Here is a 25,525-nt window from a genome sequence, read left to right on the forward strand (position 1 = left end):
AAACATAAATTTTAAACATCCAAAATGCTAAAAGAAGAACGCCAACAGACTATTTTAAGCGAGGTCGAGCTTCACAACCGGATATTGCTCACTGACATCGCCGAGGCATTGGATGTCTCCATTGATACCATTCGTCGCGATGTAAAGGAACTCGATGGCGACCACAAGCTGCGCAAGGTACATGGCGGTGCCATATCGTTGGGGTTTACCACGAACAGCACCCGAAACAATAATATTTATAGGCTGGAGGACAAAAGTACCATAGCCCAAAAAGCCCTGGCATTGCTTAAAGACGGGGCCGTAATCTTTGTCGACGGCGGTACCACCTGTTTGGAGCTGGCCCGGTTATTGCCGACCGAACTTGACCTAACCTGTTTTACCCATAGCCTTCCGGTCGCTATGGAACTGTTGACTAAACCCAATGTTACCGTAATCATGGTAGGTGGACAAGTTTCTAAGGAATCCCAAACCGCAATCGGCGCCAACGCCATACACAATCTCTCCGAAATTAAGGTAGATTACAGTTTTATAGGCACGGGCTACGTAGACTCCCAATATGGATTGACCGAATTTGATTGGGATATTGTTCAGGTAAAAAAAGCCGTCATCAAATGCGCCAAAAAAACGGTACTTTTATCCATCTCCGAAAAATTGAACTCTCAGCATCGCTACAAGACCTGTGAGATCAATGCCATTAATACGATGATAACGGAGTTACATCCTGAAAACAAACTTTTGAATCCGTTCCGGGAACATGATATTCGGTTATTATAAGTCCAACTACAATCCACAACCCTTTAAAGATGTATAAAAAAATCACAGAAACCCCCTCGAACCACGATAATCTAGAGCAGTTGGATACCCTTTCCATCCTGACCAAAATGAATGAAGAGGATAGAAAAGTGGCGGATGCCGTGGCATTGGCCATTCCCGAAATCACGAAATTGGTCGATGCTTTGGCCGAACGTTTTGAACGGGGCGGGCGTTTATTCTATATCGGGGCGGGTACCAGTGGGAGGTTGGGTGTTTTGGATGCCTCTGAAATTCCTCCTACCTACGGAATGCCGCATACCCGGGTCATTGGAATTATCGCCGGAGGGGATACCGCCATCAGGAAATCCGTGGAGCATGCCGAGGATGACACGAAACAAGCTTGGCATGATTTGATGGCCCATGCCCTCGATGCCCATGATGTCGTTGTAGGTATCGCGGCTTCCGGTACGACCCCATACGTTCTTGGAGGAATCGATGATGCCAAGAAAAACGGACTATTGACCGCGGGAATTACCAATAACCCGGGTTCGCCTTTGGACGAATCTGCAGACATCGGAATCGCCGTCAATGTAGGTCCGGAATTCGTGACCGGAAGCACCCGTATGAAAAGTGGCACCTCCCAAAAATTAGTATTGAACATGATCTCCACCGCATTAATGATAAAGATCGGAAGGGTCAAAGGCAACAAGATGGTCAACATGCAGCTTAGTAACAACAAACTCGTCGATCGAGGTACGCGCTATGTAATGGAAGGGCTGAACGTGGATTACAGCGCGGCGGAGCAGTTGTTGAAAAAGCATGGTTCCGTAAAGGCGGCGTTGGAGGCGGGGAGGTAGCCGGCCGCAGTAATTGCGAGCAATATAGTAGTTTGAACCCGGAAAAATCATGAATGCGACGTGGCAATTCTAGCACCCGGCATAATGAAAACCGCAGCAATCTGTTGAGGCCGTTCAGAGTCTTCAATAGATTACTCAACTCCGTTTTCTAGTGGGGGTTTGGGGCGCAATTACTGGGGATATTCAATTCTCAGAAACGCTCTCGACCTCCGCTACGGTCACCATTTCCTCCGAAACATTTCCCCAAGAATTAAGAATGTAGTTCATGACATCGGCGACCTCCTCGGCTTCCAGTCCCGGATCGGGCATGGCGGTGTTGTAGGTGACGCCGTTCACTACAATTTCTTGTTGCTGCCCGAATTTTACGCCTCGGATACTGGCTTCCCGATTGGCCATCAGATAATCCGCGCCCGCAAGTGGGGGAAAGGTGTTCGTCACGCCCTCGCCTTCCTGCAAATGACAGGTTACGCAGAAGTCCGAATAAATTTCACTGCCCCGCTGCATACTTTCCGCAAGCGCTGCGTCTTGATTTTGGAAGAGGTAGAGGGATAGTGTAATAATGGCAGAAAAATAGATTAGTAGGAATGTTTTCATTGCTATTTTCTATTAGGTTGTTGGTATCGGTAATTGCGAGCGAAGCGCGGCAATCTGTTGAACCCGGCAAAATCTTTAAGGCGACGCTGTAATCTGTTGAACCTACTAGAATGTTCAACAGATTGCCGCGTCGTTCGCCTAAAGGCACACTCCTCGCAATTATTTCTTCGGAACTAACTTGTATACTCCCTTCCCCTCGACGGCCACATAAATCAAACCATCCGGTCCTTCCTCCACATTGCGTACGCGACCCAAACCGGGCATGAGTTCTTCCCGTTTGGTCACCGTGTGTCCGTCCATCGCCAGACGTTCAAGGTATTGGAATTTTAAGGAGCCGACCAGCACGCTTCCTTTCCAATCAGCCCCATATGTATCCGAAGAAATAAAGGCCATTCCACTAGGCGCAATACTGGGTACCCAATAGTGGATGGGCTGGGTCATACCTTCCATTTCGGTCTTGTCGGTAATCGGGGTGCCGCTGTAGTTGATGCCGTAGGTGACCACAGGCCATCCGTAGTTCGCGCCCGGTTCGATAATGTTAATTTCGTCACCGCCTTGGGGACCGTGTTCGTTATCCCAAATTTCCCCGGTTTCCGGATTTTTTGCCAAGCCCTGAGGATTCCGGTGTCCATAGCTGTAAATAGCTGTTTTCGCACCATCCGTACCGACGAAGGGATTATCCTCGGGAATACTACCGTCATCGTTGAAGCGGTAGATTTTTCCACCATCCCTAGTGATATCCTGGGGATTGTGATCGCGGTCGCCACGCTCCCCAATAGAAAGAAAGAGATAGCTGTCATTGTCGAAAGCGATACGAGATCCAAAGTGCTGGCCCTTGGTGGTATTCGGTGTGGCCTTGTACAATTGCTCGATATCTACCAACGCGTTATCCTTTAATTTGGCGCGCATCAAAGCCGTATGTCCCCCTTTTTCCTTGCCTTCATCCGAAGCATACGAAATATAGATCCATCCCTTATTTTCATAATCAGGGTGCGTGGCAACATCCAAAAGTCCGCCTTGGCCTCTTTTATAGACTTTCGGCGCGTTAGAGACCTTAGTTTTTTGTCCATCCTTATAATGAATAAGATCCCCCGAGATTTCGGTCACTAGCATACTACCGTCAGGCAAGAACGCCATTCCCCATGGAACGGGTATTTCATCGATTAATAATTCTGCCGTAAACGGTATTTTTTCAGGTGTATCTACCTTGTTTACAGTATCCTGTGCACAAGATAGATTGAAGGTTAGAATGGATAGACCAAGAAGAAGTACACTATTTTTCATGATTTGACGTTAAATGTAGTATTAAGATGACTGTAGAGACGGTCTCAAGGCTAAAGATAAACAGATTTTTATAAGTTCATAAAATTACACGAAGAATTTGTCGCCACCCAAATCGCGCCTGTTCTTGCCCAAATACGACTTAACCTATGCTTCCAAAAAAACCACGGCAACTTTTGTATGCCCTCATATTGCTTATTTTTTCTGCAGTAGGTACCACAGCCATCGCCAATACTAAGGTCCACGCCATTTTCACTGAGGTCGCTTCCGTTATAAAGGAGGTTGCTTCGCCGGAAATGAAAGAGACTGCCAAAGCTGTGCCTGAGCTCAAGGAAACCACGGTAACTAAAAGTGCTGCGGATATTAGTGCGGCTGCGCCGATGTTCGCTACTATTATTCTGGGGGCAGATGATGTGGTAACCTGTAGTAACGATGGTGCTACCGTCGCCCGATTCAACCTATGTGGTGATTCCGACGATCGAACGATTTCACTTTCCGGTGCTTCAGGTCCTATTTCTTGGCAGAAATTGGGCGGTTCATGTAGTCCCGATATTAACCAAAACTGTCCGAATACTACGGGTTCATGTTACACCACAGTGGGCACGGGTTCCACATTTAATCTTGACGCCAGTGGTATCTCTGCCACGACAGGGGGCGAGTTTAGGGTCGTGGCCAATGGCCAGCCCTATTATTTCAAGGTTAAGAAAAGTACGATTACCCAAAGCTTTGTTAAAAATGACTTTGTTTGTGGCGTACCGGGCAGGATACAGATAACCGGACTTTCAAGTGCCTACGAATTCAGTATTGACAATGGTGGTGGATTTGGCCCATGGCAGGGACCAATTTTCAATAATCTGATGCCCAACACCTACATTGTAAAGGCGCGCTTGCGCAATACGGCCAACACCTGTGAATATCCGTATGCGCCGATCCTCATTGAGCAGCAAGATATCGCTATCGATGTCACCTTTACCGATGCCCAGTGTTCGGGTGAGACCGGTACCGTCACGGTAACCGCAGGTAACGTACCGGGGCCATTTAAGTATACCTTGTTGGACGACACCGGAACAGCACAAGAGTTTACCGCTTTTATTCCCGATAATCCCTACACCTTTTCGGCCGTAGGTTTTGGTACATATACGGTACAGGTAGAAACAACGCAATGTACTGGCGATCCCTTGGCTGGAATCGATCCGCCGAGACAGGATAGGGATACCTCGAACAATCCTATAATTATAGGTGCTGGGGTTTCGGCCTTGGATGCCCGGGCGGAACCTAATAACAGCTTTAGTACCGCCTGCGGTATCAGCAGTGTCGATATTACCGTGTATACGTCGGGAGGAACGGCGCCCTATACCTATATCGTGAACGGAGCAGGACCCTCGAGTCCCAATTACGCTGCTTCAAGAGTCGAAACGGTGAACAGTCCCGGTACCTATGAATTTTTGATTACCGATGCGAATGGATGTACGATTACGGCCTCTGCCAACGTCGCCGAACTTACTCCGCCGGATATTACCGTAGCTGGAGTTGACGGAACCTGTACCAATGGTGGGGCACGCCTTGAATTTTCGATTATCGATGCAAAAGGGTATGACCTACAGTTTAGGGCCGCTCCGGGTGATCCTTGGAGCAATAACCTCATATTAACCGTAACTGCTGGAGCCTATAACAGCATTGAGGTGCAATATGAATCGGGTGCCTTCAGCTGTATTTTGGCTATGCCGAACACGGTAGCGGTCACCGAAGTCGGAACGATTACCGGTGACGCGATTAAAAATTTCGATGTTTCCTGTAATTTGGGAGGCGGCACCACGGGTGGCGAGATTGAATTTACCGGTCCGTTTACGGGAGGCTCGGGCACCGGCTATCAATTCAGCCTTGACGGCACCAATTTTTCGGCTACCACATTATATTCCGGACTTTCCGCAGGGGTATATAACCCAGTTATCATCGATGACAGTGGTTGCCGGAGAGTTTTGACAGCAATTACCATTACCGGGGTAACGCCCCCGACAAACCTCGATTTTGCCCAGAGTAACATCAATTGTGGGTTGGGTTCATCCGATGTGCAGTTGACACCGACGAGTACCAACACCATTTCCACCTACGAAATTGTTAGTCCAATTACGGCGAGTAACGGCACTGGACTTTTTACCGGCCTTAACACTGGTACCACCTATACGTTTCGTATAACGGACGATAGAAACTGTAGTTATACCGAAACCTTTACCCCTGTAACCATCAGTTCAATTCGGGCGCGGGTAAAATCGGGCGGTGACCTACGGGTCTGTACCGGTGCAACGGACGGTTCCGGCACGTATCTGATAGATGGATTTGGAAATAACTATACGTATAATATTAACGGAGGCCCTGAAAGTGCTCCGCAAAATGATGCAGAAGTAGACTTGCCACCGTCTGGCGCAGGTACCTATGTAATTACCGTCACCGATGCCGATACCGGATGTACCGATACGGCTAGTTTCGATATAGTAGAACCAGGTGCTCCGATAGATCTTACGGGTACTGTTAGAGACATGAGCTGTGCCAATGGCAATAGTGGCCGAGTTATCGGCAACGCTACCGGAGGCTGGGGCGCTTATCGTTATACATTGACCTATCCAAATGCAAGTACGGTCGGGCCAAGATCGAACCGTACGTTCAATAACCTAACGGCAGCCGGCAACTATCGGCTTAGTGTCGTGGATGCCGAAGGATGTACCGATACCTTTGATTTTACATTAACCCAGATTGATGCGCCGGCCATTGCCTTAGATGCCGCGGCATCCGATTACTGCTTTGTTCCCGGAACGGGAGCTACCGTTGGCGTAACCTCTACGGCGGGCTCCGCGCTATTGGCTACCCATCAATACCGCATCAACGGAGGAAGCCTACAGGGGAGCCCTGTTTTTACAGGGCTTACGCCTGGAAACTATACCATCGAAGTAGTCGATGGTAATAATTGTAGGGATGCCGTTAATGTTACGGTACGTCCGCAGTTACGTGTGAATACAAGTATCGACACCGATATTCCCTGTGGGGGATCACCAGGTCAGATCCGGGTAAGTATTACCGGAGGCTATTTGGCCAGTGCCGCGCCAAAGGATTATCAGGTCAGTGATGACAATGGTGCAACTTACGGAATTGCGCAGCCCTTGATTGCGAATAGCTTTTTATATCCGGTAACCACTGGAGCTACTTATGTTTTTAGGGTTACGGATAACGAAGGCTGCGAAGCGTTTTCTTCTCCGTTGGTAGTAGATCCTGCGCAGCAGATCGCTGCCGCTGCAGTCGACGTAAAGGATGTAAGCTGTGCCAGAACGGATAATGGAATAGTTACCATACGGCCGGATGCCACTAGCGGAATACCTCCCTACGAGGTCAGTTTTGACGGTGGGGCGTTTACCTCCCAAACCGTGTATTCAAACTTGACCGTTGGCACCTATCCTTTTGTGGTGCGCGATGCACGTGGTTGTGAAACTCCTGCTGCCGATGCGGTAGTCGGCACCGACAACACCCCCGCACCTGATGCTACGGTCAGCGAGTTGAGCGCCACCTGTAGTCCCGGCGGCGCTGTGTCCGGGGGCATCCGGATAGACAATGTGACCAACGGTTCGGAGAATTTTTCCTTCCGTATCGAGGATAGCACAGGCACGATTGTGGTCCAAGAGGATGATATTGCCCGCGCAGATATTATTCCCTATGACATCACCGATTCGGCATTAATCCCCGGCATGTACACCGTCATTACTTTGGATGCCAATGGTTGTAGGGATATTGATATCGTTGAGATTACGCAATCGGAAGTAACGGTAACACCATTGCCCGTACCTTCACCATCTTGTACTATCCTAGGTTTCAGCGAAACGGTGGATATCGTGGGCGGAACCGGACCTTTCTTGATCCGGTTAGAAAATGATCCTGCCGCACCGGTCAGTCCTAACGTTTCGCCAAGAAGACATACGTTTAACGGACTTCAATTCGGTGTGACCTATACCGTAGAAGTTACCGATACGTTTACAGGATGCATTTATTTGGATGAGATCCCCCCTGTTTCCGGGCCATCCCTTTTAGCGGTTACCGCAACTTCAACACCAGGCGCCTGTAATATAACGAATAGAAATGGTGAGATTACCTATGAGGTTACCGGATTTAATCCCGGTACGGACAATCTCCGAATTGAGCTAATGGACAATGAAGACGGTTCCCTTACGCTGATCGAAACGGTTACTCCCGTTTCCGACCCCTACTCGAACACGTATGGTGCGCTCGCCGGTGACTATCAAATTATTGTTACCAATTTAACCGACAATTGTTCCAACGCAACGGCGGTGCTTATAGATGAAAACTTGCCTGCCATCGATATCCTGGCCGAAGAGGCCGCAAACTGTAATGCAGCGGGACAGATTACGGTGCAGGGCCGGGGAGGTGATGGGGGTCCCTATGAATTCGCCTATTTAAACCAAGGCGCACCGGAACCATCGGTTGCAGATCCGGCCTGGACCACGGAGACCACCTTTGTTGCCATTGCAGGTAATTATGATATATATGTACGCGACGGTAGTGGCTGTACCTCATTTGATATTGCAACGGTGATTCAATTAGATCCCGATTTGGTGCCCCCGACTGTCGATGTGGTGAACCAATGTATCGTTACGGCAACGGCTTTTGATATCACGGTCTCGATGCCACTTACGGTAAATACCCCACGATTTACGCTTGCTGGCGATACCCAATTAGGTACTGACATCGGTAACGGTGTTTATGAATTTACCTATCAGGTGGCTAGTCCCGGTTCGTATGTCGTCGATGTTACGGATGCCAATGGATGTACCAGCCAAGCGACCGCCGAGGTTTACGAATTTCTTTCCGCTTTTGGTGATTTCAGTACGATGCCCACTTGTAACGCGGCCGATGGAACAATTACCATGAACGTGATCGGCGGTAGCAATGATTTTGATTATCAATTGCAGGACAGCAGCGGAACGACGGATATCGGAGCACCGATTACAGGTACCCGATTGGACGGTATCATCACCGGGGTCGCCCCGGGTACCTATAAGGTCGAAGTGACCGATAACGAGACCGGTTGTGTTTTTGTTGGAGATGTTCAATTGATAGCGGCCATACCTCCGGTAATAAATACCGAAGACCATCAAGATATTACCTGTCATGATGTGAATGACGGCACCATCAACATTACGCTTCAAAGCGGTACGGATGTCGATACGCCCATTGAATTTATTTTAAGAAACGTTCCCTCGGCAAGCGAGGTGACGCGAAATAATGCGGGATCCTTTGATAGCTTGGGCGAGGGCGATTATCAAGTGGAGGTTTTGACCGCAAGAGGATGCTCCGTACTTTCCTCCATCATTACCATCGATAATCCCGCCGATTTCATTATTACGGCCAATGCACCGGACTTTACCTGTGAGCCCGCGGCCAATCGTTTTAGTTCTACACTAATTACGGTGACTGTTGATGGGACAAATCCAGGTACTGTCGGCGGTGGCTATCAATACAGTATTGAAGGCTTTACCAATTATCAGACGGCGAATACCTTTGAGATCGTCGACGATGGTACGCCTAGAAATATTACCGTGTATGCTATCGATGGTAATGGTTGCCAGACCACTTTTGATTTGCCGACAATTAATCTGCCATTAGATGTAGTTCCTACGCTTAACGTGATTGCTCCGTTGAACTGTGCGAATCCCGAAGAAGTTGAGATATCCGTGACCGGTACTGCCGATTTTACGGTAATCACTACCGGACCTGTTACCACCAGCGTAGCCGACGTTTCGGTTATCGGTGGAAGCATTGCTACCGTTTCCTTGCCCGATGCCGGCGATTACTTCTTCGTAGTACGGGATGATTCCCCAGGCGGATGTAGTTACCCTTTACCGGTACACTCGGTCGAGATTCCTATTAACCCGACCGTGACTATTACCCCGGCCAATCCCGTAATATGTGCCATGCCCGGTAATGATGGTGCTCTTTTTATCGAGGTATCCGATTATGTGGGAACGTATGATTATCGCGTATATGAGGCTTCCGATGTAGGTAAAACAACGATTATAGCCACAGGTAATTTCGATACCGGCAACTTCCCCGATGTCAATGGGGATGCCGCGCGGATTACCGGACTACCCGGCGGTAATTATTTTGTAGAGGTAGTTGCCACGGATGTGCCTTTTTGCTCTTCCGATAGTGGTGTGGCCACCATTCGCGTACCGAACGGGCAACTTGATGTGACCGCCATAGAGATAGGTAATGTAACCTGTAGCGATAATTTAGGAACAATTTCAGCGACCGGAAGCGGGGGTTGGGATACTGATCCGTATGAATATCGCTTACTACAGAATGGTGTTGAAATCGTTCCTTTCGGTACGGTAAATATATTTAACAACTTGTCAAGTGGGGACGATTATCAAGTCGAAATTCGCGATTTTGAAGGTTGTACCGATATCTTTGACATTGATTTGCCTTCGATACCCGCGATTAACGCCGGAATACGTGAACCACAGAATCTGGTTTGCCCCGGGGGTAATAATGCAGTTTTGGAAGCCTTTAATATGACCACGGGCAATCCTGGTGCAGAAGGCGGTGTATCGGGTGCAGGTTATAAATATCAGTTGATCTACTTGGATAGTGACATGACGGGAATGCCCACACCAAGTGGACTCGACGAGCGAGATCGCAGCGGCTTGCAGGACAGTCCTACTTTTACGGGAACATCCGGCGGTGTGATCAGTGCCGGATGGTACGCCATTGAAATCACGTCGAGCTTTAACTGTAATTTTGTTACACCACCTTATGAAGTTATTCCGCCACCTCCCGTTCGGCCACGATTGGTTCAGACCCAGGTACCCGGTTGTGGTGGCCGTGGTGAAATGGAACTGGCCATTGAAAATCCCGATCCCGACCCGAGCGTTGTCTATGAATATGTATTGGTGGAAAATGGAGTGCAAATAGGTGTTTATGCGGATATGGCCGGCACAAGCTTCCGATTTCCCGGGGATGCAGGTATTACGTACCAAGTCGATGTACGTAAGAAAAACCTGAGCAACGTGTGCACGGCAGTTCGTTCGAATGGTATTACCATGACCGACGCTTCGGGGATTACCTTGCTACCGAATGCTCCAGGTGATATTTCCTGTGCCTCCGAAAATGATGGCCGTATCGAATCGTTTACTAACGGTGGGGTGGGCAACGAAGAGTTTCGCTTGTACATCGGTGATCCCGTAGATGCTTTTAGTCCCGATTCGGGAGCACGGTTGATCCGTACGCAGGATTTTGGCACCTTTGAAGGTCTGGACGAACAGTCGAACGCCTATTACATAGCAGTGACCAGTGGGGTAACCTGTAGTGATATATTTGGACCTATTTCCATTCTCAGACCAGACCCCATAGTGTTCACATCGACCGAAACACCGGTGAGTTGTACCGGGGAATCCGACGGTTCGATTACCCTAGAGGTTACCAGCGGTGGTGAAGGCCTTATCCAATTTGCAATAGCCCCGAACTTTAACGAGTTCTTTACGGATGTCACCAATCCGGGAGTATATACTTTTGAGGATTTGGCAGCCGGAGATTACGAAATCTTGATTCAAGACGAAAATGGTTGTTTTGAAAAAGACCTCATTACCGTCATAGAACCTGCTCAACTGATGGTGGCCGATGTCGCCACGAATCCGGAAACGTGTATCTCCGCGGCAGACGGTTCGGCGCAGTTAACGGTAACCGGAGGAACGCCGTTTGTCGATCCCATTACGTTGGCACCCTATTACGAAACTAAATTGATGGGTCCCGGTTCCGATGGTAGCGAGGTGTTCGAAAGAAATGACAATCTGTTTTTTGACAATCTGGCCGGTGGTGTAAGCTATCTTGTTTTTATTCAAGATGCGAATAGGTGCGAGACTTTTGTCGAGGTGCCGATTGAAATCGGTGTCGATTTGACCGCCGAGCCCATCTTACAGTACGGTTGTGAGGGTATTTTCCCGAACAGCACGACGCGTGTCGAGTTGCAGGATACTAGCCGTATCTCGGAAATCCTGTTCGCCCTGGATCCCATCGACCCGTCGGATGCTATTACTGCATTGGCCACGGACGAACGTGCATGGGGCGACCTGCCGGTAGGTAACCATATCGTGTATATCTATCATGAAAACGGATGTACCAATACTGTGGAATTCGAGATAGACGCGTATGAACCGCTGACCTTGGACGCGCAAAAAACAGGTCCGAACGAACTGACTGCGATTGCGGCCGGTGGTTTCGGCGGCTACGAATATTTCTTTAACGGGCAATCCTACGGGAGCGAGGGCATTTATACCACCACCGATAGCGGTACCGTCGAGGTGCGCGTGGTCGATGAAAGAGGATGTGTCGTGGTAGCTTCCATTCCCTTCGAATTTACCGGTATGCTGGAAATCCCTAACTTCTTTAGCCCGAACGGTGACAATGAGAACGATTTTTGGTCCCCGAAAAACAGGGAGTTCTTCCCCAATATCGAAGTGATCATCTATGATCGTTACGGTAGAGTAGTAGCAGAACTGAATCAGGTCAGTGAATGGGACGGGCTGTACGACGGCAAAGAATTGCCCTCCGGTGATTACTGGTACGTGGTTAACCAGAACGATAAACGTTCGACGCGGTATGTGGGGCATTTTACGCTCTACCGCTAGTAGCTGAAACATATTGGACTTTAAAATAACGGATGTTCCTTCGGGGCATCCGTTTTTTGTTAGCTAACCGTACATGTAAGGTGCTATTTAAAACTTTTTCATAAAAATATAATTAAAGCGTAGTACTTAGTTCTTTCATCGGCATACCTGCTCGCCCAACTATTTCCTATCCATAATTTGATACCTTTAGGACTTAAAATCAAATCTTCGGATGTCTAAAAACATAATTTTTCTTCTACTCATTGCACTAACCTTCCAAAGCTGCTCCGCCCAAGCGAAATACCGCTTGATCGATGCCGAACAGGAGGTGGTTACCAAGGAAAACTTCAGCTACTATCTGTATTATCCGGAGGATTATGGGGATATTGAGGATACAACGAATAATGACGATACAAGGGATAACGGAGCTGTCGGTGATAGAAAGGATATAGCCGATAAAAAGGATGTCGCCGATTCTGCTGAAAAAAAATTCCCCTTATTATTGTTTCTCCATGGCGGCGGCGAGTCGGGGGATAGCTTGGTCAAAGTGAGACGTAACGGACCACCGAAATTGATTGCCCGCGGCAAGAAATTTCCTTTTTTGATACTCGCGCCCCAAAATCCCCATAAAAAGAAATGGTGGGATACCAAGGCGATCAAACAATTGTTGGATACCATTGTAGCGAACAACCGAGTGGATAAAAGCCGTATCTATCTGACCGGATTAAGCAGGGGAGGGGGCGCAGCATGGGAAATGGCGGTGCAATATCCCGAAACTTTTGCCGCCATGGCGGTCGTCTGCGGCATGACTCCAGTTCCATATGCTTCTTGGATCGATAAGACCATGCCCATTTGGGTCTTTCATGGAATAGAAGATCAATCCATCCCCATTTCGGAATCCGATGAAATGGTCAAAAAATTGCGGGAGATGGGGTATAATGTACGCTTTACAAGATACAAGGGAGTGGGCCACGATTCGTGGATACAGGCCTACGAAACCGAGACTTTGTACGATTGGTTTGTGCAGCAAAAACGTAAAGCCAAATAAATTTGCAAGGTTTGAGGCCGAGCACCCGGATACCTTTCAGATCAGCCTTTCATGAAAAACCGTGTTGATGGTCGTCCAAAAAAGGGTTCAACAAATGATTTTACCGATTTTTTCGTTAAATTCCCCTTCCAAAGCAAGTATCCTCCTTCAAAAAAGCCATCCCATGAAAAAACTCAAATTTTTAACAGTACTAACCTGCATTCTTTTTTTCGCAGGCAAGACCCAAGCCAACACGGATCCTGAAAAACCATCCAAAAAGAAACCCAGAAATGTCATTTTTATCCTCACCGACGACCATCGCTATGACTATATGGGTTTTACGGGAAAAGTACCTTGGCTCGAGACTCCAAATATGGATAGGCTGGCATCCGAGGGAGCTTATTTGCCGAATACCTTTGTCACCACTTCGCTGTGTTCTCCCAGCAGGGCCTCTATTTTAACCGGACAATTCTCTCATTCCCATACCATAGTAGACAATCAGGCCCCGAACCCTGGAAATTTAACTTTTTTCCCTGAATATTTGGAAAAGGCCGGATACCAAACGGGATTTTTCGGCAAGTGGCATATGGGCGACCATGGCGACGAACCCCAACCGGGCTTTACCCATTGGGAGAGTTTTGTAGGGCAAGGGGTGTATTACAACCCTACCTTAAATATCGATGGAAAGCGAACGACGTATACAGATTCTACCTACATAACCGATCTCTTGACCGAACATGCCGTGGATTGGTTGGACAAACGGGACAAGAAAAAACCGTTCTTTATGTACTTGTCCCATAAAGCCGTACATGCGGGTTTTCAGCCCGCCCGTCGTCATAAGGGAAGGTATAAGGGCAATACCATAGCACTGCCCAGCACCTATGGCCAAACGCTAACGGGAGAATACCGCGACCTAAAATGGCCCGAATGGGTCGCTAACCAGCGGGTAAGCTGGCATGGGGTGGACTATATGTACCACGGATTTAACGATTTGAACGAAATGGTCGTCGATTATTGTGAAACGCTTTTAGGGGTCGACGAAAGCATCGGAACGGTGATGGACTACCTAAAAAAAGAGGGCCTCGACGATTCCACTTTGGTCATTTATATGGGCGATAACGGGTTTAGTTGGGGCGAACACGGGCTTATAGACAAACGCCATTTTTATGAGGAATCGGTAAAAGTGCCGCTATTGGTGCGCTGTCCAGACCTTTTCGAGGGCGGGAAGACGCCGAAACAGATGGTTCAGAACATTGATATCGGTCCTACGGTATTGGCGGAAGCGGGTGTAAAACAACCGGACAATATGCCCGGGGTCTCTTTTATTCCGATTTTGACAGGGGATACCACTGCAAAATCCCGCGATGCCATTTTTTACGAATATTATTGGGAATACGATTTTCCCATGACCCCCACGGTCTTCGGTATGCGAACGGACAAATATAAATACATTAAATATCAGGGCATTTGGGACAGAAACGAACTTTACGACCTTGAAAATGATCCCGATGAAATGTACAACCTAATTGCCGACCCCGATAAACAGGATATCGCCAAATCGATGGCCACCGATATTTACGATTGGCTCGAAGAAACGGGTGGTATGCAGATACCGCTAAAGCGAACGGTAAAGTACCGGTTTGGGGATTTTAAGCATGAAGGGGAATATTGATCTAAGAGCTTAGTAGGAATAAAATGGCTATAGAAAAGTATCTTTGCAGTAATTTATGAACAACAGCCTTTTTTCTTGCCTAGCGATGCTTTTCTTACTTACTGGAATTTCCTGTTCAAATTCTGAAGGAACCAAGGGGAAAGTAATATATGAGGCACAATGCGCAAGTTGTCATATGCTTCCTGCTATCCAAGACCTGCCGAAAAACTTATGGAAAGAAAAAGTACTACCCGAAATGGGGGCACGAATGGGAATTCGGGATTCTACCTATAATCCATACAAGGGGTATTCTTTTGAAGAACGATATGCAGCGACACGAACCGGGGTGTACTCTGTGGTGCCTTCCATCTCAAAAGAAGAATGGCGAATGCTCGTTGAATATGTGGTTTCCAATGCACCGGACAGCTTGCGTAAAAACGATGAGGTCGGTAGTTTAAAATCGATAACTCAATTTTTACCGCATTTAGTAAATGTCGATAGCATTCGGGGCAGTTATATCACTTTTGCCGAATTCGACCCGAAAAAAGATAAAATGATAACAGGCGATATCCGGGGAAGAGTTCTTGAATACGACGCCGTTAAAAACACTATCGAGAAAAAGTTCACCCTTGATAACGCCATTACCGACCTTATCGAAACTGACAGTACAGTTTATATTACCACTGTAGGTATTCTTGAACCTTCGGAGATTTTAGCAGGTAAGATTCATAGGGCTTCTAAGGGGTCAAGCGTCCCATTGCCTTTTGAATTTCATCGTCCCGTACATACCTTGGCCCATGATTTTAATAAAAATGGTAACCAGGAAATAGTCGTTTGCGAATTCGGAAATCTCACGGGCCAGCTTTCGCTTTTAGTGAAAGGGAATGATTCGGTATTCGAAAAAAAAATACTGTTGAACCATCCGGGTGCACTGAGAACGATTGTTCGTGACATGGATGGAAATGGCAAGGATGATATTATCGTTATGACGGCCCAAGGCGATGAAGGCATCACTATTCTTTATCAGTTCGGCGACCTTGATTTCAGGGCAGAACAGGTCATTCGTTTTAGTCCACTTTACGGTAGCAGTTGGTTTGAAGTCTTGGATTATGATGGTGACGGGGATCAGGACATTATTACGGTACACGGCGATAATGGCGATAAAACGCCGGTACTAAAACCGTATCACGGACTACGGATTCATTTAAATGATGGGTTCAACCATTTTTCCGAAGCTTTCTTCTATCCCTTGTATGGGGCAACACGCAGTGTCAGTAGGGATTTTGATCAAGATGGGGATATTGATATCGCACTGATTTCCACTTTCCCCGATTATGATTCCCGGCCCGAAAAATCGTTTGTGTATCTGGAAAATATAAGCAGTTCCGATTTTAGTTTTCAGCCGTATGGTTTACCTGAAAATGTTTCCGGACGATGGTTTCTGATGGATGCGGGTGATGTCGACAAAGATGGTGATGAAGATATTGTACTGACGTGTTTCACTTATTCTTTTACCCCTGTTCCTGAGGATTTATCAAAAAAGTGGCGCGAATCCGATTTTGATATGGTTATTTTGGAAAATGATTTGATTGATTAATTATTGATTTTCTTGACTCGCGTTTCTTTTCCAAAAGTGTCATAAAAACGGATTTCCAAGGCTTGTAGGGGTACCGTTACCGATCGGCTTGATTGCGATTGAAACGTACTGCCCCAGTAAAATTCCGAAAGCTGTTTTTCTCCGTTCTGAAAGCTGATCTCGGTCTTGACTTCATTAGGCCGTAATGGAATGATTTCACCCGGATATTTCTGATAACGCTCGAATACCTTTAGCGAATCATTGTTTTGGGAAGCCACTATCAGATTTTTTTCATTGTTGAGATTTAAGCGGATAAGGCTTTTGCCATCTCCGGGCACGAAGAATTGACTTTTATCCAGAGGAATAGGTTCAAAGCTGCCATTTCCTTTATTTTTAAGGGCAAGTCCAACCAGTGCGTCTGCAGGTCCTTGTTGGACTTCCATTCCGAAATCGTTGCCGACTAGCAAGAGGTCCATACTCCCATTCCCGTCTAAATCTTGTGGAAGAATTCCATAAATCGGGGCGATTTGGGCAGCAATGGGCAGGGCGTGTATTTTGAATTTTTCACCTCCTAAGTTTTCTATCCAGGCTGTTTTCATGTAGTTCAATGAAAGTACGGTAGCATCGTCCAACAATCCATCGGGAAACATTTCGGGTAAGGTCGATTCCCCGAATTCCCCGTACGAATTGAACCTTTTTCGAATACCCACATATTGTTTGGTTACGTCTTGCCATGGGTGGTACAAATATTCTTTTTTGGTTCCAACGCTGTCCCTAAGATAAAAGGAAATCAATGGGTCCACGGAGCCATTGCCATCAAGATCTTTGGCATATATGCGAACGGGCTCCTTTTTAGTGCCTTTGAAATTGATATTCTCACCTACGTTACCGGCAATGTAGTCGATATCGCCATCGTTATCGAGGTCGGCCGCGGCCAGGCTGTTCCACCATCCCAACTCATTTGCGATTCCGGTAGCTTCCGTTACCTCTACCAGTTTCCCCGATTCATTTTTAAAAAATCGAAGGGGCATCCACTCACCGGCCAAGATAAGATCGGGCCAAGAATCGCCGTTAAAGTCCGTCCACAGGGCGTCGCTGATCAACCCGGGAAATTCCAGTTCGGGGGACATATCTTTTGTAATATCCACAAATTTGGGATGGCCCTTGCTGCTTTCATTTCTAAGGATATACGAACGGTCTGGCTTCGGGTAAGCGAAAGGCAAGACCCTACTGCCGACAAATAAGTCTAAGTCGCCGTCATGGTCAAAGTCTGCCGCCTTAACCGCGGAGGAATTGGTTCGCATATCGGGTAGACCATTTTGTGAATCGGTGAAATTGCCTTTGCCATCATTGATCATCAGTACATCGGTATAAAACTCATGGCCTGAGGGATATTGGGCGCAGCCACGGGCGATGTAGAGGTCTAGGTCGCCGTCATTGTCGGCATCGAAGAGTAAGGTGCCGGCGTCTTCTTCGTATCGTTCAGGGGAATTCTTATAGACCACTTCTTGCTGAACAAAGCGTTGGTCTTTTTGTTGGATAAACCATTTTTCCTTAAAACTACGGCTCGCCCCAACGAATATATCGTCAAGGCCGTCGTTGTTAATATCGCCAACGGAGAGTGCGGGACCGTATTGTGAGAATTTATGGGGTAAGGTGGCTTGGAAATTAAAGTCGATAAAATCCTGATCTTCGGCCAGATGGTTTAGGTTGTACTTTGTGTCTGCCTTTTGAAAAAGGACGGCAACAGTAGTATCCTTACTTGTTTGCTGGATGGTAGCCGATGGATTATAGGCAATGGTAAGCACGGTATCTACAGCGATTCTAACTAACTTTTGACTTTTGCCGTCCGGCCAATATATGCTAAGACTATCGATTGAACTTCTTTTCCCCAAACCGAAGTGCAGGATACTTTCGGGTTGCGAAAGATACCCACGACCGCTCAAGAGCGATTTTTTTTGACGGAGACTGTCCGCAAAAATTTCAACGGTGGCCCCGATGCCTGCCGGATTTTTTTCGGTGCCCTTTAGTTTTATCCGAATATAATGGTCGTCGCTGTTGAGTTCGTTCGTCTTGTTTTCAAGTAAGAGGGCATTTTCGTTGATGTTGTTTACGACTAAGTCCAGATCACCGTCTTGATCGAGGTCTCCATAAGCAGCCCCGTTCGAATAGGTCGGGAAATTAAGGCCCCATGCTTCGGTAGTATCTTCAAATTCATAGTTTCCTTTGTTGCGGAACATAAAATTGGGAATCTTGATCTGGGGAATGGCGGATATGAGCTTTTCCTTACTTACAAATTGTTTGGCCGTGGTCCGGAAATCACTAAAATCACGGTCCGTAACATCTTTGGGAAAACCATTGGTGATAAAAAGATCCTGCAGGCCATCATTATCATAATCGGCGAATAATGGCGCCCAGCTCCAATCGGTTTCCTTGACGTTGGCGAGCATGCCTATCTCTCCGAAAACCGGGAGTCCCGTCTCGGGATTGATGCCTTGGTCGATTTGTAGCGTATTGCGGGTATATTGTTTTTCGTAGTCGAATTTTTTGGTAAAAATTTCCTTTTGATAGTTACTGGGTCCTTGAAAAAGTTTTTTACGCTTGTTATAATAAGGCTGCATCTCCGTCGTGTACAGCGACATTTGTCCATCGTTGTTCACATCGGCGATATCGCTGCCCATGGAGGAAAGGCTGAAATGCTTGAACATATTTCGCGCTTGGTTGGTAAAAGTGCCATCTTGGTTATTGATATATACTAAGTCGTTGCTCAAAAAATCGTTCGCAACGTAGATATCGGGCCAACCATCTTTGTTGAAGTCGTTGATAAGGGTGCTGTGGCTGTAGCCATGGTACCGTATACCCGCCTTTTCGGAAACATTGACAAAATTGGGATGTCCCAAACTGTCGTTTTCCTGGTTTTCGTACAACCGATCTTTGCTCAAGGAGGAGCCATCATCGTCTAAAGGTCTGAACTGGGTAGGGTCAATGCCTTCGATACGATTCACTCCAATGAAAAGATCGAGGTCACCGTCGTTGTCATAATCGAAAAATTGGGCATGCGATGAGTAGCTATCGTCGGCAACCCCATAAGCTTCTGCCATTTCTTCAAATAGGGGAATGCCATCTGCAGTGTTCCCTTGGTTGATATAAAGAAGATTTTTACGCCGTGTATCTCGTTTTCGAAACGTATTGCAGATATAGATATCCAATTTTCCATCGGTGTTGATATCGACGATAGAAACTCCGGAAGACCACTGAAGGGTATCGGTTTTTCCAATTTTAGAGGGTGCGGAGCTATCTTCAAACTTGAACTTTCCTTTGTTCAGAAAGAGTTTGTTGTCTACTTGATTGCCTGCAAAAAAAACATCGTCCATTCCATCTCCGTTCAAGTCCCCTAAGGCTACGCCCGCACCGTTGTATACAAATTCACTATCTATAATGTTGATGGAATCGTTTTCGGAGAGTTGGTTGTTAAAATCAAGGCCCGATTTTGAGCTATCGATTTTTACGAAGCGGGTAGAATCCTCAGAATCGGTACAGCCGTAACTAAAAATCAAAAAAAGCACCACTGTGATGTAACGGAAATTGATAGAAATTTGACGTAAAACTTTCATTCGAACTTTTGATTTATAATGAACTCGTCTTGAGTTGCTCTTTTACCTACGATTTTCACATTTTGCGCTCTAATTTCATCTTTTTTTCTCACCATAGCTTTGGCTATGCTGATTAAAACCTTTCATTAAAGCACAAAAGCCGAAAATCTCGGTTCCAAACAACAACTCAAGAAGAGTTCACTTCGGGGAATCACCGAACAAAGATGCGGCAATGTCTAAAAAGAAGCAAAAAAAAGCTGCCCGAAGAGGCAGCTTTTAAATAAACTAGTGAATTTTGATTACCAACCCGGGTTTTGGGTCAATATTCCAGGTTGTAAATCTAGTTGAGTCTGGGGTATCGGTAAATATTCGTTCTTTCCTGCCGTAAATTGACCGCCTGAATAGGCCGAGGACAAATATTGCTTTTCATAATTGATATAATCATTAATTACTTCGTCGGCAACGCCCCAACGGACCAAGTCAAAGAAACGGTGGCCTTCGCCCGAAAGTTCCAATTTACGTTCGAAACGTAAAGCCTGGGTAGCCGATTCTTTCGAGGCAAACTGTGACGGAGCGTATTCGGCAATTACATAATTAGCGGCATCAGTACCATCATCGTCCTTAACCCAGAATTCCGATTTGGCTGCCCTGGCACGTACTTGATTGACGTAGGTTCGCGCCTGCTCCAAAGAACCGGCTTCGATTTCAGCCTCTGCGGCCATCAATAGTACGTCCGCAAATCGGATTATGGTGTAGTTCATCGTAGCGTAACCGCGGGTCCATGAACTGGCATCGGTATACACCCCGTCTTGATTGACATAATAGACATATTTTTTTGGTGCATAAGGACCGCCGTAGCTCTGTACCCGTATCCAGGAGGCGCCTGGAAAAGGTTGCCATCCCAAATAGGGGATGCTTCTTCTTCCAATCGAAAAGTCGATTCGTGGATCTAGAGGCCCTGCATCAGCGGTGAAGGCTGCATCCGCAGCAACTCCCATATCCGTTACCAATTCATTTCCAGGGCTTCTGTAGGATTTATCCAATAAGGGGAGACCAGCAGGGGTCGTCCTAAAAGAATTGGCCAGTTCAAAACTGGGTTGAAAGAAACCGCAGCAATCGCCTGGGCCAGAACTACCTGTTTGATAGGGGTAGTTCAAGTCGTCCCACCAATTGGCGTTTAGTACGCTCCCGGTTTCGTTCGAAGACTCCACATCCATAACCACTTCGGCATGGTTATCGTTATCCGCATTAAAAATTTGTTGATAATCATCTAGCAGTTGATATTTGAGACCATTTGAGGTCTGCCCATTGGCGATTACATCATCGAACCAGGTTTTGGCTTCCGCAAATTTTTGTTGGTACAATTTTGCTTTGCCCATATAGGCCGCAGCGGCCCATTTGTTTACCCTACCTGCATCCGTTACTTCGTTAAGATTATCGTAGGCAAACTGAAAATCTGCTTCGATTTGTGCCCAAGCGTCCCCGTTATTGGGTAGCTCTGTAATCTCTGTTGACGACAAGGTTTCGTCGAACACCACGATATTGTTAAAGTGTTTTTTCAAATCAAAGTAAAAATGACCCCTCAACATTCTGGCTTGCGCCTGTAAACTTGCGGCCTTTTCGGCAGGTATCAAGTCGATAGATTTCGCAATGGTGGCCAATACGGCATTACACCTGCTCACGCCCTCGTAGCGAGCTCTCCATAGGTCATTAAACCTTCCATAGGTCGGATCGTTCTGGAATCGCTGTATGGTGGCCAGTTCGGCATCGTCTCCGGGATCCGTACCTTTGTTGGCATCCCCGCCGAGGATGGATCCGGTAATCCAATGGTTCGGCGCTGCCGCACGGTTCCCGTTCAAGTTTCCATTGATCATGGAGTAGGCACCTATTAAAAGGCCTTCAATACCATCAAGGGTACTGACTTGGGCATCCGCTAAGGTACCGGTGGGCGCCACCTCTAAAAATTCATTGCTACAAGATACCCCAGCGAGCAGGAGGATACCACCTGTAAGGGCAATGAATTTTTTTGTTCTACGTATTGTTTTCATAATTTTTTTTGTTAAATATAAACTTTTTTATGGAAATGAATATCACAGTTTTATCACGGATACCTAAATTCCTATTTCAAAATTAATAAGATATTGTGGAGCTACCGGATAGTTTCCGACATCGATACCAAAATTGGTATCTGCCGCGCCACCAATTCCCGGATCTTGACCGCTATAATTGGTAATCGTCCAAATATTGTTGGCGGCTAGGCCAATTTTCATTTTGGTAAGTCCGAGTTTTTCGGTCAGTATGCCCCGAAAGTCATAGGAGAGCGACAAACGTTGCAAACGTACATAACTACCATCTTCTATATACCAAGAGTTACCTACGGAATTGGTGCTAAAATTAGAAGCACTTTCCCAAATCGGTGCTACGGCATCATTGCCCAACTCGGGGGTCCATGATTTAAAGGCGGCTACTCCCTTGGCCGAACCTTCGAAAACCCCGTAGAAGTCAGTGTACCATTTGGATTGGTTCCAGACTTCGTTACCGAAAGAACCGTACCAATAGGTTTCGAACTCAAGCGCCTTGTATTTTAAATTTAGGGTGATGCCCCCGGTATAATCCGGTACCGGACTTCCCAAAAATTTACGGTCTTCAGGGGTAATTACACCGTTGCCATCGACATCTTCATATCTGAAACGCCCCAAGCCTTTACCATCTTGTTCAGGGGAATTCTCGACTTCGGCCTGGGTATTATAATATCCAACCACGTTATAGCCGAAAAAAGAGGAAAGGGAGTGCCCTTCAGCATTTCGTGTCGCTACAATATTACGAATAGATGGACCATCGAAAAACTCAAGGCCTGGTGCCAGAGAGGCAATCTCGTTTTTTAGGAAAGAGTTGGTCATACTCACTTCAAAACTAAAGTCCTCCGTAAAGTTTCCTCTTCCTATAATTTCAAAATCCAATCCCTTATTCGACATTGCGGCGATATTGACCGAAGGAGCGGAAGCGTAGTTGCCAGTAACACCTGGCAAGGGCAGTTGATATAGTAAATCTTCCGTATCCTTAGTCCACCAATCCAAAATAAATTCCAGTCTATTGTTAAAGAAACTGGCATCGAACCCAAGGTTTAATGTGGTACTGGTTTCCCATTTGGCATCGGGGTTACCGATACGGCTTTGCGCAAAGCCTTCATCAGCACCCGAGGCCTGGCCAGTTGTCTGATAAAAGGTATTGGCCCTATCGGAAGCATATAATGAATATTGGTTGTTAGGATCGACGTTATTGGAATTCCCCATTTGGCCCCAGCCTCCGCGGAATTTAAGATCCGTGATCACATCTTGATTCTGCATAAATGGTTCGGCAATGACACGCCAGGCGGCGGATACCGCAGGGAAAACACCATACCTGTTATTTCCTCCAAAACGGGAGGCGCCATCGCGACGTAATACGCCGGTAACATAGTATTTCTCATCAAAATTGTAATCCAGTTTTCCGAACACGGAAAAGAAATTAACGCCTTTAAATTGATTGCTATTAACTACGGGACTCTGAACTACACTCAAGCTCTGAAAGTCGGGATCGGTTGAAAACGGATTCAATCCAGAACCACTAATGTTTCGACCGATACCCGTATTCAACGCTTCTACACCTGCCAAAGCCTTGATGCGATGCACACCGAATAGTTTGTCGTAACTGGCCGTATTCGTAAAGGTCCAATTGAAATTATAACCACTACCTTCACCGTAACTATTGTTTGCCTCGGGCTCGGCATCTCCCAAGTATTTATAATTATAATTATTGTAGTAATAATTGCCGTAGCCTCCACCTACGCTTGATCTTAGGGTAAGACCATCAACAGGCTTTAGAAGTACGTATATATTACCGGTACCTCCAATAGAATAACTTTGGTCATCGCCATCATTATTTTTCAATTGTCTTACCGGGTTTCTCGCATTACCGAAACCTGCGGCCTTGGTACTCGCAAAACTGCCGAATTCGTCATACACGGGTATGATACTAGACATACGGAAAGACGAGAGAATAAAAGATTCGTCGCTCGCACCTCCGATGCCTCCTGCACCTCCAAATCCGCCCGTCAACGAGCGATACGTCACCTGAAAATTTTCACCGATGCTTAACCATGGGGCAATGTCCCATTCGGAGTTAAACCTTGCGGTATATCTTGAAAAATTATTTTCTATCAGGATACCATTCTGATTCTGCCCCGAAATACTGGAATAGAACCTCCCATTTTCAGTACCTCCCTTGAAGCCTACCGTAAACCGGCTTATAGGGGCTATCCTAGTGATTTCCTTGTACCAATTCGTACCTCTCAAATTCGGTCGGATCAGAAAAGTGTTATCCGGATCGTTTTCATAGGCCTGTCTAATTTCAGCTACATTGACCTGACTTGCAGAGACTCCGCTCGGGCCATTCGCATACAGGTAGTCCGGTAAGGTAGGTGTTGGGTTGGTGCCGTATTGTGGGTGGTTATATACGACCGGCTCGCCCAAGGCTGCGGCATTATTCTCATAGGCTATGTGCGTGTATCTCGCCTGATCAATAGGGCTCAGTATCTGTTTTGCACTTCCGGCGTTAGGATCGGAAACACCGCTGGAGATATTTACGGTAACTTCCGTTTTCTGTGTACCCCTAGAGCCTTGTTTGGTGGTATAGACCACGACCCCGTTAGCTGCCCTAGCCCCGTAAATCGAAGCCGCGGCCGCATCTTTCAGAACGGTAGTTGTTTCAATATCATCGGGACTTAAAAATTCGGTACTGCCCACGGGCAACCCATCCACTACATATAAAGGTTGGTTACCGCCAAAAGCGCCGAAACCACGAATACGTATTTGACTCGTTGTACCCGGTTGACCGTTGGTAATAACGGTTACACCGGCGACACGGCCTTGCAACTGCTGCTCTACGTTACCGGAAGGCACCGCTGCTAGCTCTTCGGCCTTTACAATGGATACCGCTGCAGTAGTTTCACGTTTGGTCTCCGTCTGATAACCTGTTACGATAACCTCGTCCAAGGCAGCAGCATCTTCAGCCATAGTTACATTGATTGTTGATTGACCATCAACCGCAACCTGCTGCGTTTGAAAGCCAATGTAGCTCACCACCAAGGTGGCACCATCCTCGACCTCCAAAGTAAAATTACCGTCAAAATCGGTTTGGGTACCATTGGTCGTCCCTTTTTCTAGAACGTTGGCACCTGGTAAAGGAACACCATCACTATCGAGTACTGTACCAGTTACCGTGGATTGAAGAACATCAATCGTTTTACTTGTAATCGTTGTCGCCGAATTGGCAAGGGCAAATTGAGACCCTAGACAAAGCAGCATTGAAAATAGCCCGATACCGAAAGAAATACCTTTCCCTTTGGGCCGTAACGCATAATTTGTACGCTTTTGATTCATAATCATCGTTTGTTTGTTAGTGAAAATTTAGTTGAGTTTCCGGTTTTATTAATGGCTTGAAGATTCAATTGTGTTAACAAAAACCAAAACCGACCGTAATAATACTA

At 46.7% G+C, this 25,525-nt stretch carries 11 protein-coding genes; 6 read left to right on the top strand and 5 right to left on the bottom strand.

Annotation, left to right across the window (positions count from 1 at the left end; all coding sequences use genetic code 11):
- The first annotated feature begins 24 nt into the window (after positions 1-24).
- Positions 25-774: a DeoR/GlpR family DNA-binding transcription regulator gene (locus tag BLT07_RS14455; protein WP_091870275.1), complete on the top strand. Its 750-nt coding sequence runs from the start codon at positions 25-27 to the stop codon at positions 772-774.
- Positions 775-803: 29 nt separating this feature from the next.
- On the top strand, positions 804-1,610 hold the full coding sequence (murQ, locus tag BLT07_RS14460; protein ID WP_091870279.1) for an N-acetylmuramic acid 6-phosphate etherase: 807 nt from the start codon (positions 804-806) through the stop codon (positions 1,608-1,610).
- Between the two features lie 183 nt (positions 1,611-1,793).
- Here murQ and BLT07_RS14465 read toward each other — a convergent pair whose 3' ends face one another.
- Both BLT07_RS14465 and BLT07_RS14470 read right to left on the bottom strand, forming a co-directional pair.
- Positions 1,794-2,204 (bottom strand): c-type cytochrome, encoded by a 411-nt coding sequence (locus tag BLT07_RS14465; RefSeq protein ID WP_175455337.1) that lies wholly within the window; start codon positions 2,202-2,204, stop codon positions 1,794-1,796.
- Positions 2,205-2,363: 159 nt separating this feature from the next.
- Positions 2,364-3,488 (bottom strand): PQQ-dependent sugar dehydrogenase, encoded by a 1,125-nt coding sequence (locus BLT07_RS14470; protein ID WP_091870283.1) that lies wholly within the window; start codon positions 3,486-3,488, stop codon positions 2,364-2,366.
- Positions 3,489-3,634: 146 nt separating this feature from the next.
- Here BLT07_RS14470 and BLT07_RS14475 point away from each other — a divergent pair, with 146 nt between their 5' ends.
- From BLT07_RS14475 to BLT07_RS14490, 4 genes are all read left to right on the top strand, one after another.
- On the top strand, positions 3,635-12,172 hold the full coding sequence (locus tag BLT07_RS14475) for a T9SS type B sorting domain-containing protein (RefSeq protein ID WP_091870287.1): 8,538 nt from the start codon (positions 3,635-3,637) through the stop codon (positions 12,170-12,172).
- 211 nt (positions 12,173-12,383) lie between these two features.
- Entirely contained in the window at positions 12,384-13,199 is an 816-nt protein-coding gene (locus BLT07_RS14480; protein WP_091870291.1) for a carboxylesterase family protein, read from the top strand.
- Positions 13,200-13,362: 163 nt separating this feature from the next.
- On the top strand, positions 13,363-14,850 hold the full coding sequence (locus BLT07_RS14485; protein WP_091871025.1) for a sulfatase family protein: 1,488 nt from the start codon (positions 13,363-13,365) through the stop codon (positions 14,848-14,850).
- Between the two features lie 175 nt (positions 14,851-15,025).
- Positions 15,026-16,426, top strand: coding sequence for an FG-GAP repeat domain-containing protein (locus tag BLT07_RS14490; protein WP_175455338.1), 1,401 nt, complete (start codon positions 15,026-15,028; stop codon positions 16,424-16,426).
- On the opposite strand, the gene BLT07_RS14495 is transcribed toward BLT07_RS14490, so the two are convergent.
- The 3 genes from BLT07_RS14495 to BLT07_RS14505 all read right to left on the bottom strand — a co-directional run bounded on the left by BLT07_RS14495 (position 16,423) and on the right by BLT07_RS14505 (position 25,418).
- A complete protein-coding gene (locus tag BLT07_RS14495; protein ID WP_091870300.1) occupies positions 16,423-20,019 on the bottom strand; it encodes a VCBS repeat-containing protein in 3,597 nt (1,198 codons plus the stop codon). The two genes, BLT07_RS14490 and BLT07_RS14495, sit on opposite strands and share 4 nt — an antisense overlap.
- A 278-nt stretch (positions 20,020-20,297) precedes the next feature.
- Positions 20,298-22,046, bottom strand: coding sequence for a RagB/SusD family nutrient uptake outer membrane protein (locus tag BLT07_RS14500; protein WP_091870304.1), 1,749 nt, complete (start codon positions 22,044-22,046; stop codon positions 20,298-20,300).
- A gap of 63 nt (positions 22,047-22,109) precedes the next feature.
- Positions 22,110-25,418 (bottom strand): SusC/RagA family TonB-linked outer membrane protein, encoded by a 3,309-nt coding sequence (locus tag BLT07_RS14505; protein ID WP_217633324.1) that lies wholly within the window; start codon positions 25,416-25,418, stop codon positions 22,110-22,112.
- Between the last annotated feature and the right edge of the window lie 107 nt (positions 25,419-25,525).

Origin of the sequence: Pricia antarctica, assembly GCF_900101815.1 — a bacterium.
Taxonomy (GTDB): Bacteria; Bacteroidota; Bacteroidia; order Flavobacteriales; family Flavobacteriaceae; genus Pricia; species Pricia antarctica.